The organism is Bradyrhizobium sp. RT6a (assembly GCF_040547675.1).
GTDB lineage: Bacteria > Pseudomonadota > Alphaproteobacteria > Rhizobiales > Xanthobacteraceae > Bradyrhizobium.
The window spans coordinates 247,897-262,256 of sequence record NZ_JBEPQC010000005.1 but is presented as its reverse complement, the minus strand read 5'-3'; the positions used below and the strand labels follow the sequence as shown (position 1 = coordinate 262,256).

The following is a 14,360-nucleotide window of genomic DNA, read 5'->3' as shown; positions in this document are numbered from 1 at the left end:
GACACGTCTAACGTGAGGTGATGGCAGCCGCAGTGACTACGCGGGTGCAACGGATCGCGAGCAACCACCGATCATGGTCGACATCGACATCGATATCGGCATGCCGATCGCGTTGATGCTGGTGCTGCGTTGACGTCGACAGCGACATGTCGAGGATGGTCGGCAGCCTTGCTGCTGACCATCATCATCCTGCTGGCGGCTGCTCTGAGCTATATCCCTCCGAGCAGTCGACGGCATTGCTTGGCTCTGGCAATCAATTGGTCGGCGAGATGCCCGATGACAGCATTGTCCAATCCGTCTTTCTGCGCTTGCTTCCGTACGGCGGCTACAATGTCCGGAAGCTGCTCGGCCATGGAAATCAGTCGGGCGATCACCTTGTCAGGATCGAGGCGCGTTTCGCGCGCGAACTTCTGCCAATCGCGCAAACTAATCTGGCTGAGCTTGTAATCACCGCCGATTTTCATCGCGAGCTTGATCTTCTGCAGATCGAAGTCATCGTAGGGAAGAATGCTGGCGATGTCGTAGAGCGGGGCGAGTCGTACGTGAGGGCCTCCGGCCAGCAGCAGCGAATAATTCTTGGCATGAGCATCCGTACCCGCAATCAGCCAATTGAAGCCTAGAGCGTCGACAAACGTGTCAACGTCGGCGACGCGATCCGTGGAGTAGGTGCGCAAAAGCTCGATCACGTCGGGAGGGCTTGGTCCGCCATCGTTTTGATACTTCATGGTCGGCAGGATGCCGAGCGCCTGGCAGATATCTTCCTGGTGGACACGGACGATCTCGTTGCCACTGAACTGCCGGTCGTAGCGCTCGATGACGATGGCAATTTCCTTGCCGAAATGCATCACCTGGGTGTCGGCGACGGGCAGACCGAGATTGCGCGCAAGTATGAGGCAGATGTGTTCATTTTCCGCGTGTCCATCGAAATGGCCGGTCGGCGGTTTGAGGATATGCGTCGTCGGGATGCGTCCGGAGGGAATTCCCCACTTGCCCTTTTGCAGAAGCAAGGCGGTTTTGGGTTGGGCACCCGCAAGGCTGAATTGTCCGGTATCGCGCGGCAACCGCCATGCAGCGTGATCCTCGCGTAAGGTCTGCAGGCGTTTGGCGATCGCCGTTTCATCAAGCCATTCGACCTTGTCTTCGGCCCCGCTTCGCAGGGCCTCCAGTCGATCGGGCGTGACGAACTGAACGGCACCCGCGCAGTCCTCGCCGACATGGGAAATAAGGGCAAACACGTTGCGCGCGGACACCTGAAATCTTCGGGCCCACCGTTCGAGCACGCGTTCGTTGTCGGGCAGGAGGCCCCAGAGGAAAGCCTGCACGGCGGAAGGACCGTGCTCTTCGGCCGCGATCGGCATGGACAACGACAGCGGATAGGCTCCCTCGGCCTCGCGCCAGTCCCTGTCATAGACAAAGGTGAGCCGGCCGCGGGCGTCATTGCGCACGCGGCCGATTTCCCGACCATCCAGCAGAGCAACAAGTTCGCTCGTCATGCCTTTTTCTTCCTGGCCTTGGCCACGATGGCGTTGATATCGACGGCTGGCCTGGTGGCCCCGCGGGCCGGCGCTTGTTCGGTGCTCGCATCCAGGCGAATGTCCAGGGCGTCGAGGGCGCGAAGGATCAGACCGAGCTCAGCGCGCGCGTGACCGTGCTCAACTTCGATCACCCATTGGCGGCTGACGCCAATGCGTTTAGCAAACGTCGATTGATCGAGTTTGAGCTTCTTGCGCCGGTCGCGAAGGACGGCACCGAGTTCGGCTGGTGTGCGTACGAGCATGGGATTTCCAAATGTCAACGTTCGCTTACTTTAGCATAAGTCAGCGTTCGTTGACAATTTGTAAATGTCAGCGATCGATGACATTATAAAAAGTCATCGATCGCTGACATAGGCTCGTAATTCACGTATTTTCAATTGCGCCAGGCCGATCGGCATCGATATTCACCCCGGCGCTCGCACCGGCTTCGGCTCCGGCTTCTTCATCGATTACGGCACCGAGGTCGCTATCGGCAATTATCGGCGACAATGTCTGCATCTATCAGGCGGTCACGCTCGAGGCGCGACTTTCCGACGGATGACAAAGGCAATGTGATCAGGAGCGACACCCGCCACCCGATCCTGGACGACGGCGTCGTGATCTACGTCGGCGAAACGATCCTTGGCCGTATCACCATCGGCTGAATCACGATTGGCCGCGGATCGACCATCGGCGGGAATGTCTGGCTGATCCGCGATGTGCCGCCGAGCAGCATGGTGACGCTGGCCTCCGCGCGGAAAGTTCCGAGCGGCGCCTGTCCCATATCTCATGCCGTCACTGGCGCCTTCCACCGCGTGAGGCGCCGCTCCAGTGCCTCCAGAATGGCATTGAACGCCAGCCCGATGACGGTGATGCTGAGAATGCCGAAATACATCTGCGGAATCAGGAAGCTGTACTGGCTGTTGATGATGAGATAGCCGAGGCCGGCCTTGGCGCCGACCATTTCGGACGCAACCAGCACCAGCATGGCCGACGCGCTGGCCAGGCGAATACCGACGAAGATAGTGGGAAGCGCCGCCGGAACGATCACCTTGCGAAACAGCTGCTGCGGGGTTGCACCCATGGTCCGCGCTGACTTGATCAGCAACGGATCGACCTGTTTCACCGCGGCAATGGTATTGAGCAGGAGTGGCGAGGCGCAGCTATAGATTACCATCGTGATCTTCGACAGCTCGCCGATTCCGAGCAACAGGATGAAGACCGGCAGCAGCGCCAGCAGCGCCGTGTTGCGGCAGATCTCGATGAACTGGTTCACGAGATTGCCGAGTCGCGCATACCAACCGACCGCCACGCCAAGCGGGACGATCAAGGCGACCGAAATCAGAAATCCGCTCAAAGCACGCAGCAGGCTGGCGGAGACGTCATCATAGAGCTCGCCGGTTTGCGCAAGCTGCCAGCCCGCGGCAATGACCTCCGAGAAGGGTGGCAAGAACACGGCATCGATCAGCCCGAGCCTCGGAGCCGCCTCCCACGCTGCCAACAGGGCAATCAGCAGCAATGAGCGGTGCCCGAAGACAGCGTGCCCGCGGGCGGCGGCGCGGATCCGGTCCATCACCGGCGATGCCGGGCTCTCCGCGCTGGTGAGCGGCTCTCGACGACCGTGTGCAAGCTCCAGCAACGTCAACATCTCGAGACTAGACATGGGCGACCCCTTCCACTTTGCGATCGGCTCGCGCGAAAGCGCCGGCGGTCAATTGCCCTTGCTGCGCTTTCAGCACTTCCTCGCGTAACAGGCTCCAGACCTCGTGGCGCACGGGGCCGAACTCAGGCAGCGAACGTACGTCGTCGTCCGCGCTGCGCAGCACGTCCGGAATGTCGATGACCTGCTTGATCCAGCCCGGACGCGACGTCATCACCGCCACCCGCTGGCCGAGCACGATGGCCTCGTCGATACCGTGGGTGATGAAGACGATCGTCTTGCCGGTGGCGCGCCAGATCTGCAGCAGCTCACCCTGCAGCGTCTCGCGCGTCTGGGCGTCGAGCGCGGCGAACGGCTCGTCCATCAGCAGCACCTCCGGATCATAGGCGAGGCTTCGCGCGATCGCGACACGCTGCTTCATGCCGCCGGAGCTCATGCGGATAGCGGTCGGCGAAGCCGGCCAGCCCGACCAGGTCGAGGAAATGCTGCGCGATGTCGATCCGCTGCTTGGCCTTGAGCCCGGCGATATCAAGCCCGAACTCGACATTCTGCGCGGCGGTGCGCCAGGGAAACAGCGCATACTGCTGGAACACGATGCCGCGGTCGCGACCGGGTCCGGCAATCGGCCGGCCATCGAGCAGAATCCGGCCGCTGGTCGGCAGCGTGAGCCCGCCCAGCAGATCGAGCAAGGTGGATTTCCCGCAGCCGCTTGGGCCAACTAGGGTCAGGAATTCGCCGGAGCGAACATCGAGCGTGATGTCCTCCAGCGCGATGAAGTGGCGGCCTGGTCCGCCGCCCTCGCCGCGCACGACGAACTCCTTGCGGACATGCTCGAAACGGATCTTGACGGAGGTCATCGGGCCTCCGCCGTCTTTCCGGGACGGAAATAGTTGAACGCATTGGTGTAGGTGTCGGAAGCCTTGAGCTGCCCCGGCTTGAACAGGCCGTCCTTCACCAGCCAGTCAATCCACACCTGGATTTCGCTGTCCGAGATCACGCCGCCCTTGGACGCAACGCCCGTGCTCTTCCAGTATTTGATCGAGGAGGCATCCTAGTTGCGCTGGCGCTCCGCGATGATCTTGTCGAACCGGGCCCGCACCTCTTCCGGCGGTGTGGTCTGGGCCCATTCGATGGCCCGCGAAATCCCCTCCACCAGCTTGCGCGAGAGGTTGGGATTGTCCTTTATGAACTTCTCTCGCAACACATAGGCGCCGCCGGTGAACTGGCCGAACAGATCGGAGTCGACAAACAGCGAGCGGATGCCGCCCCGTTCCAGCGCCTTGTCGCGGAGGACACCGCCCAGCGCGCTGACCTCGACCTGGCCCTGGCGCAACGCTTGCTCGCCGCTGACCGGCGGATCGCCACCAGCGTGACCTGCTTGGCCTCGCTTGCGCTGAGGCCGGACCTAGCCAGATATTCGCGGAGCACGAATTCCAGACGGGCGCCGAGCGTGTTGACCGCGACCTTCTTGCCAATCAGGTCACGCGCAGTCTTGATCGGGCTGTCGTCCTTCACGAAGTAGCCATAATAGGTGTTGGCATCGGAGCCGTAATAGCCGACCACCGCCTTGACCGGCGCCTTCGCCGCGATCAACTTGAGGATCGCCCCATAGAACGCGCCGCTAATGTCGATATCACCGGTGACGACGGTCTGGATGTCCTGCGGCCCGCTCATGGTGTTACCGACCCATTTGAGCTTGAGCGGCGCGAGATAGCCGAGGTCCTCGGCCAGCTCGATAAACGTCACCTGCCCGGCCGATCCCTGGTAGCGGATGTCGGTCTTCTCGAGCGGCGGCTCGGCGAATGCCGGGGCCATGAGGCCGAGCGCCACGGCGCCGGCCAACAAAACCCGCAACGTCTTGCGGGTGGCACGTCCCAACCGGGCGCACCTTGCGCGAAGCAATTGAAGTATAGCGTTCATCATTGCGACTCTCGTGAGCTAATCCGGATCAGGCGGCTTTGGCGGTCTGGGGCTTGGATGTCTTGACGCGCGTCACGCTGCGGCGACTGTCGACGCTGAGTGGTACATCGCCATCGATGGTGGCGCGGCGCACAACGCGGTGCTGGTCGCCATAGTCGTTGACCGCGTAATGTTGCGTGGCGCGATTGTCCCAGATCGCAACGTCGCCGGCCTTCCAGCTCCAGCGCACGTTGTTTTCCGGCGCCGTGATATGCGACTGGAACAGGTCGAACAGCTTCTGGCCGTCGTATTTCGGCAGGCCGACGAAGCGCTGCACGAAATTCCCGAGCACGAGCGTGCGCTCGCCGGTCTCGGGATGGACGCGCACGACCGGATGCTCGGTTTCGTAGATCGTTCCGGTGAATACCTCGTCGAAGTGCTTCTTGTCCGCCTCGGTTGCCCGCGTCTTCACGGCATAGTCATAGGCGTTGCTGTGGACGGCCTACAGTTCGTCGGCGAGCTTGCGCAGCGGCGCCGGCAGGTCGAGGTAGGCGGCTGCCGTGTTCGACCAGACGGTATCGCCGCCGTAGGGTGGAATCACCACGCCGCGCAGCACCGAGATTTTTGGATAGGCGTCGACGAACGTGACATCCGTATGCCATTGGTCGGCGCGGCCGCCGCCCCGGCCCGAGTCCAGCTCCAGGATCGACGACGTGCCCTTGATCGCGCCGACCGTCGGATGGGGCACCAGCTTGCCGAGCCTGATGGCAAAGCGCTCCTGCTCGGCATCGTCGAGATGTTCCTGGTCCCGAAAGAAGATCACCTTGTGCTCAAGCAGTACCTGATTGATGGCACGGATGGTCTCGTCCGAAAGGTCGCCCGACAGTTTGATGCTCCTGATCTCGGCGCCGACCCTTGCCGCACGCTTGACGATGTCGGCGCGCGGAATGACGTTATCGATGGTTGTCGTGTGGCTCATGGTCGTGCTCTCGTTACTGCGATCTCCTGGACAAAGCTCCGCCATGCGCCGGTCGCGGAAACGACGGCGGAGATAGATGAATCATTTCAGGCTAGGGGCCCTACTCGGCCGCAACGTGCTCCGGCAGACGGCCCCAGCCGGGACATCGGTCACTGGGATCGGATTGGAGCATGATGAAGCGACTTCGCGTTGAGGCCTTGAATGGTACGAGCGATCGATCGTCAGTCAATGAAACGAAACCAGCTTTGTTTTCGGCGACAGGCAACGAACGCGTCGCCGTCGATGCTGACACTGAAAGATTCGCAATGATGACTGCTCGCGCAGTTGCAAGAGGAACGTAATTTGACGCGACGCAACGCACTTCTCGTCCAAAGACGCGATAAAATCGTTACAACCGCCGCCGTTTCTCGTCGTGACGACTGCCCTCGTCTTTGATTGGTGCTCTGCTCGCAAGCTTCGTGCTTGCATCCAACTCAACAATGCAAATTCATTTCATCGACATCAGCGTGACTGTAGACGTAGAGTCTCGCTTGTTACAGCTCCCAATGCACACGGATCTCGCAAATGAGCGAACGACGGCAGCTTTCCCTCAACTTCTTCATCTATCCAGACGGTCATCACGAGGCTGCCTGGCGCCACAGGAGTACGGCAGCCAATCGCATCCTCGACGTCACCTATTATCAGGAGCTGGCGCAGCGCGCTGAAGCGCACAAGTTCGACGCGGTCTTCTTCGCCGACGGCCCGGCGCTGGCGGACAATGTCCGCTATGCGCAGCGGTTTCGGCTCGAGCCGATCACCCTGCTCACCGCGATCGCATCCGCCACCCAGCGGATCGGCCTGATCGCGACCGCATCGACGACCTATACCGAGCCCTACAACCTCGCGCGGCTCTTCGCCTCGCTGGATCACATCAGTAGCGGCCGGGCCGGCTGGAACATCGTGACAACGAGCACGCCGCAGGCCGCGCAGAACTTTGGCTTGCCCAAGCATCCTCCGCATCACGAACGCTATGAGCGGGCGCGGGAGTATCTCGACGTCATCACGCGCCTTTGGGACAGCTGGGAGGACGACGCGCTCGTCAACGATCCCAGATCGGGTGTTTTCGCCGACACCGGCAAGATCCACGCGATCAATCACATCGGAAAGCATTTCCGCGTGCGGGGGCCGCTCAACATCTCTAGGACGCCGCAGGGACGACCGGTCTATGTCCAGGCCGGCTCTTCCGACGACGGACGTGCCTTTGCGGCGCGTTTCGCCGAGGCGATCTTCACCGCGCATCAGACACTGGCGAGCGCCCAGGAATTCTATGCCGACATCAAGCGTCAGGCGCGCGCCTTCGACCGCAGTCCCGATCAGATCAAGATTTTGCCCGGCATCAGTCCCTTCATCGCCAGCACGCAGATTGAGGCCGATCGACTGCAGGACGAGTTCAACGAGCTGATCCAGCCCGAGTATTCGCTGACCCAGCTGCGCCAGATGATTGGTCTCGACCTCTCCGGGTTTGACCTCGATGGCCCCTTTCCTCGTCATCTGATCGATACCGAGGGCGCCCGCGGCGTCGCCAGCCGTTTCAAGCTGGTGATCGACATCGTTGATCGCGAGAAGCCGACGATTCGTCAGCTCGTGCAGCGCCTCGCCGGCGCCCGCGGCCATTGGGTGATTGCCGGACCGCCGGAAAAGATCGCCGACAACATCCAGACCTGGTTCGAGAACGGGGCAGCCGATGGTTTCAACGTCATGCCGCCCTGGCTACCCGGCGGGTTCGACATCTTCGCCGAGCAGGTCGTGCCTATTCTACGCAAGCGCGGCCTGTTCCGTCACGACTACACGGGCACAACGCTGCGCGATCATTACGGCCTGAGCCGACCGGCCAGCATCTTCTCCAACGCCATTCAAGCGATCGCATAATTCGCCTGACAACACTGATTTGACGATGTCGCAATAGAAGCCTAACGGGTTGTTTTCATTGGGTCGCTGGACGGCGAAGGCGTAAGTGAGGAGAGATTTATCTATGCTCCTCATAGGAAGCCGGGGTCTGAGCGAGGTTCACTCCCGGTGAACCAGGTTCTCACGGATTCGGCGAATAGATCGGTCCTTCCGCGGCCGTGCCTTCCAGGCATCTTATGGTGAGTTGTCGCGCCGGGTTTAGCCGGCGGGAGTAATCAAGTCTCGACGGCAAGGAAGAACGACTCGGCGAAGGCGGGATCTGGACGTGCCTCGTCTCGACGCGTGAAGCTCGCGAGAAAGCGGGGGTGCTAGTTGCCCTGTTGTTCTTCTGACGAACGCCAGCACTTCAGGCGTATGGCAGTGTCTCGCCAGTCAGCTCGTACGCACCGATTGCGCGGAGCTTGAATGGGTTGTGGGAAGCGATGTCTTCGCGCTTTCTGGGCTATTTGGTGGCAGTTAATTACGTCTGACCTGCCGCGATGCTTAACTTCTGCGTTTACAAGCAAGTTTTTGAAGGATTTCACCACCGCGATTGTGTGAAGTTGCGACGTATGCGTTGGAGCTCCAGCGAGAGAGTAGCATCGTGAGCGAGCGGGGGGACTGCAGCTCATCGAGCTGACATCCAGCGCGTGGCCGGTCGAGTCGGTCAGTCAAACATCAATCCTCTCTGTTGAACTCTGCTGGCGCGGAACAGTCTAACGATGGAGCTCCTAAGATCCGATGGCGCCGAATTTGCCTAATCGAACAACACGGCTCGGAAAGGGCTCTGCCGCGGGTCAGCATGTACTTAGGCGATTCACGTGGGAGATCAGATCTATCAATGTGTGTCTGGACGAACTTCGCTATTTCCAGGCGAATGCGCTCGGTATTACTGGACCGCAAATGATGATCCTGATGGCGCTGACCGAATTGGAACGGAATGACGGGGTTCCGGTCAACGTGGTTGCAAAGTTAATGGAGGTGGGCTCGGCCTTCATCACGAAGCATTCGAAGGAGCTCGAGAATAAACGGTTTGTGCGGCGCGAGCCCTGCACGAAGGACGCCCGAGTCGTACATCTGTCGCTAACAGACAACGCTCGCAAACGTCTTGCGAGCATCGCGGCACAGCAGGAAGAGATCGATCAGTTTGTTTTTGATTATCTCGGCATTAAGGAATTCGCCAAATTGGCTAGCTGCCTCAGCGGAGTCAGGCATCGGCTGGAAAAAGCTCGCCTACAGGCTGAACTAAAATCCTGAGATGAACTGAAACAATCCAAGGGCGACGACAAAGATCTGCACGCATCTTTCGCTACCCGTTCACGCGATGGACGGTGCTCTTGGCATCCCGGTCTCTTTGGCGATGGCGCGCACGCTCCAGTGTGTTGCGGCCTTGGGCTTGCGGGCCAGTGTCTTGGTGATCAACTCGGCCACCGCCTCATCCTCAACCGTGCGGGCCTGCCGCTACGCATCTCGTCGTAGAGCCCCTCGATCCGATCGGTGATGAAGCGACTGCGCCATTTGCAAATCGTATGGGACCGACGCCAAACCGCGTTGCCACGCCGGCGTTGCTGGGCTCGCGCTCGCACGCCAGCACGATCTTCGCCCGCAATGTCAGTGCCGCCGGCAAAGAGCGCGACCGCGTTATGGCCAAAGATGCGTGCGTTTGTCGCTCGATATCGTTAGTGTTGCCTTTGGGCGTCCGGTTCGCATCGAGTAGCTCCTTCGATCAGGATACCCGAAACAACTGCAATAATTATGCTACGAACTTACGGGACGGTACACGCCGGCTTGTGCGCCAGGCACCGTCACTCATTTCTATGCCAAATCGGTTGGCTTCCGCCCGAGGAAGAACTCTCCGCCGGTGCTGGCCTAGCTTGTTAGGTGTGTCGCGCTCGCAACGTCACAATTGTTCCACTGGCCTTCGATTCGTTTTTGACTTCACAGGGTGGCGAGTCCGGCGTTTGATTATGGCGGACCCCGGGTAAGAGCTTTCATCTTGAAGACGCTTCGAGGCGGGTCCAAGAGATCGCTGTCCAGCGCCAGCGGTCTCTTCGTTAGTTTCATTGGGAAAGGCCGTCCGATGCCGACGCAAGTTGTGGCCGCGATCCCGCTCTATTTGATCTTCAGCCTTGGCTAATCCGGCACCTGTTAAGGGGGCGAGACGCCTAAGCGTCGTTGATTGCGCAGCCGTGTCCGCGGGCATGCCGGGCGGATAGACAAGATACAAGGCTGATCGTGCGACCTTAAAAGGAACAATCTGCTTCCACGTGTGGTGCGGAGGGTACCTAGAGGCGAAACGAGGCATCACGAATCGGAGATTGAAGGGGCGTTCGCCTGAAGAAATAGCCTGCGCGCGATCCAGCGCTCGCTCGAGCGATGCTTCTGTTGGTCGGACTATCATCCCGCAGTTTGGATAGCGGCGGGGCCGTATGGCAAGCCGATAAATCTGCAATAAGGATCTCGGAAGCGGCAAATACTGTCGGAATGATGCTCAGACGCCAACAGGCACCCTACTTCTTTAAGAGCCTCGGCAGAACGGTTGCGAGGGGCACGGTACTGAGCGGTCGCCCCACCTCATCTGCGATGACCAAAACCTCCGACACGTCTGGCGTACCGCTCTTGATCGCTTCGGCTAGAAGCTCGCGCGCAGCTAATACGGCCTCACCCTCAGCCGCAGATAAATCTGGCAGCTCTGTTCCTTCCTCATCGAGCGTAATCTCGTCGCCGGCACGTAGGTGAAAGTAGAAACGTCCCAAGGCGAACTCCAATTTAACAGAGACCTATTTGATTTTCGTAGACGTTTACCACGCTGGGCAGGAGGCAGCGAGCACCGGCAATTGGGACTTACGCAACAGTCGGCTCGCGAAACAGCTTGTTCGATGCTGTAGAGTAACGACATGTCGACATTGATAAATGCAACGAGCCCCGCGTTGACGCTTAAATTCCGCGTTCGAGCGCTTCTTTCGACGGATTTCACCACATCGATTGTCCGATAATTGCGCAGCATTTGGGTCTGCAAGGCCAGTGCGGGCGCTTTGCCGAAGACAACTTCGAAGGGCGGCCCCGGATCTTGCGGCGGACGGATCGGCTGGTCGAGCGGGTGCGCAGCATGGTACTGGTTGTCCAGCCTTCTTAGGCCACCTGGCGGAGCGCGCACGCGTATTTCGATGAAGCAATATGGTCGGTGAAGCCGTCTAATCATTTTATACAGAACGCTGCTGTGATTTCGGCCGGCGGCGCTCTCGCGCAAGCCGGGCTTCGTCGCATCGCTTTTTAGCCGCTCCGTCTGATCAATTTCCCTCGTTCAAGATTTTCTTAAAGCAGCGCGGGCGAAGGTGGTTGTGGTCGGTCTGCACGACCGAAGGCCCGCTGGTTGTGACGGGTTCAGGAAGCAGCCGATCCGCTGCCAGGTATGACGCCAATAGGGCGCTTTTTCTATTGCTGCAGAGCGCGCCGTATCGTTTGCGACTTTCGGCTCGAGCGATCCAAGCTGATCAAGGAGCTCTCCTCTGGTATGAGCGAATCTTGCACAAAATGATTCCAGAATGCGGAACTTAATTTTCGTAAATGTAGTATTCCATGCAAAGCGCTCCCGATGAGGCAAGAAAGCCAAACCATGTTTCTCCTCAACCAGCACATCGACCACCGCACGCCCCTCGATGCCTAGGACGCCGACACGTTGAGTCTCGAAGCAGCTCGCGAGGTCGAGCGGTTTTTCAAGCATCGCGATGGTCACAAGGAAACCCCTCTTATTTCTTTGCCAGGCCTTGCCCGCGAGATTGGAGTGGGTTCGATCCATCTAAAGGACGAAGGCCAACGTCTCGGCCTTGGGAGTTTCAAAGCCTTGGGCGGTTCCTATGCTGTGATCCGTCTGGTGCTCGAGGAAGCAACTCGGCAGCTCGGTCGCGATATTGACGTGTCCGAGCTGCACACACCTGAAGTGAAGACCGTGGCAAGAGGTATGACGCTCTCTTGCGCCACGGATGGCAACCATGGCAGATCAGTTGCTCAAGGCGCCCAGCTCGTTGATGCAAAATGCGCCATCTTCGTTCATTCAGGCGTGAGCAACGAGCGCATCACCGCCATCGCCGGCTTTGGCGCGCAGATGATCCGCGTCGACGGCAACTATGACGATTCCGTCGTCCAAGCATCGCGAGTTGCAGCTCAAGAAGGTTGGATCACAGTGTCTGACACGTCCTTGGCCTGGCTACGAGCGGATCCCCCGCTTTGTAATGCAGGGATACACCGCACTTGTGAGCGAAGCACTACGCCAGTTGCCGGAGCCGCCGACACACGTCTTCATCCAGGCAGGCGTCGGTGGGATCGCCGCAGCCGTTGCTGGACATCTATCAATTCTGTTGGGCGACGACCGCCCGTTCTTCACAGTTGTCGATCCCTCGCGGGCAGCATGCCTCTTCGAAAGCACGCGGGCCGGGCATCCTGTCAAGGTAGATCATGGGCAATCGACCGTGATGGCGATGCTCGAATGCTACGAGCCTTCGCTCGTCGCTTGGCGCATCCTTTCGCGCACAGCGGATGCTTTTATGACTGTCGACGACGAGGACGCAATCAGCGTGATGAAACGTCTGGCAAATCCGAAGGATGGCGATCCCGCCGTCGTTGCAGGCGAAAGTGGTGGTGTTGGCCTTGCAGCCTTGCTGAAGGCTGCTTCTGACCCGACCTTGCGTGGTAAGATTGGTCTTGGACCCAATGCACGGGCCTTCCTGATCAACGCCGAGGGCGCGACAGATCCTCTCCTGTACGAACAACTCGTCAATGCGACGCCAGCGCAAGTGACCGCGAAGAATAATAAGCCGGTCAAGAACGGCTCAACAGATGGGGCGAGCTCGTGAGCCTTGCGTTAGCCGTCCGATCCGCACGCCCTTGAAGACTGGCCAGCGTGCGGCCCTTACAGAAGGCTCATCGCCGCGCAGAGGCCGGCCCCTGCGTGGCGCAGGGATTCATGTCCTTTCGAGCTAGGCACGCGGATCAGCTCACTCAGAATGAGGGGTTTGAGATGCCGGTGCTCTCTGACTTGTCGGCTGGACTCAAACCCGGCGCTACAAACCTCATCGCGAATTAATCGGGCGCCGGCAAATCGACGCTCACGCAAATTTTGCAGAAGACGCATCCGGAATACCGCGGCCTAGTGCGCGTTGCCGCCGTGGATTTAACCGCGATCTCCCCGCAGCATTACATTTCGCACGTTGACTGGCTAAGCTGTGTAACGGCAACTTGAGGCGTGGGCCAATTTCTGCAAAACCGGCCTTCAGGTACAATGCTGAGTTCGGGCTACGGCTCCAAATGGGTTGCCTCGGCGCCCCCACTTCAAGCTGGCCCCAGCCTTTTGCCGTGCCCAAGCCCACCGCAGCCTCAATGAGACGCATCGCAACCCCAGACGATCGCTGATCCGGCACCACGTAGAGTTCGGTGATAATACCGTAGGCTCCGCCAGCAAAAAGGGCGGCGCTTTCCGACAACATGATGAGGCCGACCGGGCGTGCCTCCGTGAAGGCCAGAAACCCATAGACGCGTTCTTTCATGGCCAGGAGGTCGACAACAAGCTGGGTATCTGGTCCGCCCTGCTTCTGTCCGCCCTCAAGTTCGACAAGTAGGGCAGCAACCATGTGAGTCACCGTTGTGGCGTCATCGATAGAGACTTCACGCGTGGTCACCATGTCATATCCTCTTCCAAGTTTAACTAACATACGACCTGGTCCAGCGGCGGCATCGGGGCAGGAGGCTGCCGCAGCACCCGATCCAAAACAGATATGCCGCACGGTTGAAGGTCAGATGACGTATTAGTTCACACCGAGGTGATAGCGTCTCTGTGTCGCTCCTAGCTAAGCTAAAAATATCTCAGAAAATCGAAAGACAACTTGTCGAACATCGTGATGGTCGCACGGAGCCGTCTCTTCTTCTTTGGACTTGCGTGTCCCCCAACATCGGGGCCATCGTGCGCATGCTCGGACGTTACAAGAGCGAGGCTGACAGCTTGCGAACAGGCTCACGGATTTGGATCCACTCTCCCCCTCGTAGAAAGCTCGAGCGGCAAGCCGACCAGCGATTTGCCGGATCCAGTCTCGAGCAATCACATTCGACGGTCCCATCGCAGTGGCTGCGCGCATCGCGGAAGGAACGGTCATCGGCCCGCGGTAATAATTGAATCACTCAACGTGTCGAAGATGTTGTTGGGCATCATGAGCTCCCTCGACCGGCTTCATTGCCTGAGACCAATGCTCTCAGAGAATCGTGGAATGCGCGAGTCCAAGGCACACTGTTTTTGGTAGTGTTTAGATAATCAGTTTTTTTAATTTCTTATCGGACGCGCCATTTGTTGCCGCGCGATGAAGGATATTACGGACGCCCGACGAACGCGTGC

11 protein-coding genes and 4 pseudogenes are annotated in these 14,360 nt (G+C 59.4%); 4 read left to right on the top strand and 11 right to left on the bottom strand.

The annotated features are described in order from the left end of the window. Positions 1-209: 209 nt before the first annotated feature. Both ABIC03_RS26670 and ABIC03_RS26665 read right to left on the bottom strand, forming a co-directional pair. On the bottom strand, positions 210-1,493 hold the full coding sequence (locus ABIC03_RS26670) for a type II toxin-antitoxin system HipA family toxin (RefSeq protein WP_354062379.1): 1,284 nt from the start codon (positions 1,491-1,493) through the stop codon (positions 210-212). Next, positions 1,490-1,777: a helix-turn-helix domain-containing protein gene (locus tag ABIC03_RS26665; RefSeq protein WP_148774771.1), complete on the bottom strand. Its 288-nt coding sequence runs from the start codon at positions 1,775-1,777 to the stop codon at positions 1,490-1,492. The genes ABIC03_RS26670 and ABIC03_RS26665 overlap by 4 nt, the downstream gene beginning before the upstream one ends. A gap of 151 nt (positions 1,778-1,928) precedes the next feature. Here ABIC03_RS26665 and ABIC03_RS26660 point away from each other — a divergent pair. Continuing rightward, a pseudogene (locus ABIC03_RS26660) lies at positions 1,929-2,272 on the top strand (serine O-acetyltransferase); the annotation flags it as partial. A 29-nt stretch (positions 2,273-2,301) separates the two neighbouring features. On the opposite strand, the gene ABIC03_RS26655 reads toward ABIC03_RS26660, so the two are convergent. From ABIC03_RS26655 to ABIC03_RS26630, 6 genes and pseudogenes are all read right to left on the bottom strand, one after another. After that, positions 2,302-3,177: an ABC transporter permease gene (locus tag ABIC03_RS26655; protein ID WP_354062378.1), complete on the bottom strand. Its 876-nt coding sequence runs from the start codon at positions 3,175-3,177 to the stop codon at positions 2,302-2,304. Next, a pseudogene (locus ABIC03_RS26650) lies at positions 3,170-4,031 on the bottom strand (ABC transporter ATP-binding protein). The gene ABIC03_RS26655 and the pseudogene ABIC03_RS26650 overlap by 8 nt, the downstream one beginning before the upstream one ends. Continuing rightward, positions 4,028-4,171 carry a hypothetical protein gene (locus ABIC03_RS26645; RefSeq protein WP_354062376.1) on the bottom strand — a complete coding sequence of 48 codons (144 nt, stop codon included), beginning with the start codon at positions 4,169-4,171 and terminating at the stop codon, positions 4,028-4,030. The pseudogene ABIC03_RS26650 and the gene ABIC03_RS26645 overlap by 4 nt, the downstream one beginning before the upstream one ends. Positions 4,172-4,225: 54 nt before the next feature. Continuing rightward, the gene (locus ABIC03_RS26640) at positions 4,226-4,375 is read right to left on the bottom strand and encodes a hypothetical protein (RefSeq protein WP_354062374.1); all 150 of its coding nucleotides are present in this window, start codon (positions 4,373-4,375) and stop codon (positions 4,226-4,228) included. Continuing rightward, entirely contained in the window at positions 4,357-5,052 is a 696-nt protein-coding gene (locus ABIC03_RS26635) for an ABC transporter substrate-binding protein (protein ID WP_354062372.1), read from the bottom strand. Before ABIC03_RS26635 ends, ABIC03_RS26640 begins: the two co-directional genes overlap by 19 nt. Before the next feature lie 70 nt (positions 5,053-5,122). Next, positions 5,123-6,052 (bottom strand): annotated as a pseudogene (locus tag ABIC03_RS26630) (TauD/TfdA dioxygenase family protein). Between the two features lie 564 nt (positions 6,053-6,616). Between ABIC03_RS26630 and ABIC03_RS26625 the strand changes: the two are divergent. Together ABIC03_RS26625 and ABIC03_RS26620 are read left to right on the top strand one after the other, a co-directional pair. Beyond that, a complete protein-coding gene (locus ABIC03_RS26625) occupies positions 6,617-7,960 on the top strand; it encodes an LLM class flavin-dependent oxidoreductase (RefSeq protein ID WP_354062370.1) in 1,344 nt (447 codons plus the stop codon). Between the two features lie 759 nt (positions 7,961-8,719). Further along, positions 8,720-9,235, top strand: a complete 516-nt coding sequence (locus ABIC03_RS26620) for a MarR family winged helix-turn-helix transcriptional regulator (protein ID WP_502916752.1) — start codon at positions 8,720-8,722, stop codon at positions 9,233-9,235. A 1,253-nt stretch (positions 9,236-10,488) separates the two neighbouring features. On the opposite strand, the gene ABIC03_RS26615 is transcribed toward ABIC03_RS26620, so the two are convergent. After that, entirely contained in the window at positions 10,489-10,734 is a 246-nt protein-coding gene (locus ABIC03_RS26615) for a DUF6894 family protein (RefSeq protein ID WP_279692847.1), read from the bottom strand. 548 nt (positions 10,735-11,282) lie between these two features. Beyond that, the gene (locus tag ABIC03_RS26610) at positions 11,283-11,714 is read right to left on the bottom strand and encodes a hypothetical protein (RefSeq protein ID WP_354062668.1); all 432 of its coding nucleotides are present in this window, start codon (positions 11,712-11,714) and stop codon (positions 11,283-11,285) included. Here ABIC03_RS26610 and ABIC03_RS26605 point away from each other — a divergent pair. Then, positions 11,595-12,831, top strand: a pseudogene (locus ABIC03_RS26605) (diaminopropionate ammonia-lyase). The gene ABIC03_RS26610 and the pseudogene ABIC03_RS26605 sit on opposite strands and share 120 nt — an antisense overlap. 252 nt (positions 12,832-13,083) lie before the next feature. Here ABIC03_RS26605 and ABIC03_RS26600 read toward each other — a convergent pair. Beyond that, positions 13,084-13,656, bottom strand: coding sequence for a GNAT family N-acetyltransferase (locus ABIC03_RS26600; protein WP_354062368.1), 573 nt, complete (start codon positions 13,654-13,656; stop codon positions 13,084-13,086). Positions 13,657-14,360: the final 704 nt, after the last annotated feature.

Excerpts from the sequence above, each read along its gene's own strand:
- ABIC03_RS26670 (WP_354062379.1), bottom strand. The coding sequence starts at position 1,493 with ATGACGAGCGAACTTGTTGCTCTGCTGGATGGTCGGGAAATCGGCCGC.
- ABIC03_RS26665 (WP_148774771.1), bottom strand. The coding sequence starts at position 1,777 with ATGCTCGTACGCACACCAGCCGAACTCGGTGCCGTCCTTCGCGACCGG.
- ABIC03_RS26655 (WP_354062378.1), bottom strand. The coding sequence starts at position 3,177 with ATGTCTAGTCTCGAGATGTTGACGTTGCTGGAGCTTGCACACGGTCGT.
- ABIC03_RS26625 (WP_354062370.1), top strand. The coding sequence starts at position 6,617 with ATGAGCGAACGACGGCAGCTTTCCCTCAACTTCTTCATCTATCCAGAC.
- ABIC03_RS26620 (WP_502916752.1), top strand. The coding sequence starts at position 8,720 with ATGGCGCCGAATTTGCCTAATCGAACAACACGGCTCGGAAAGGGCTCT.
- ABIC03_RS26600 (WP_354062368.1), bottom strand. The coding sequence starts at position 13,656 with ATGGTGACCACGCGTGAAGTCTCTATCGATGACGCCACAACGGTGACT.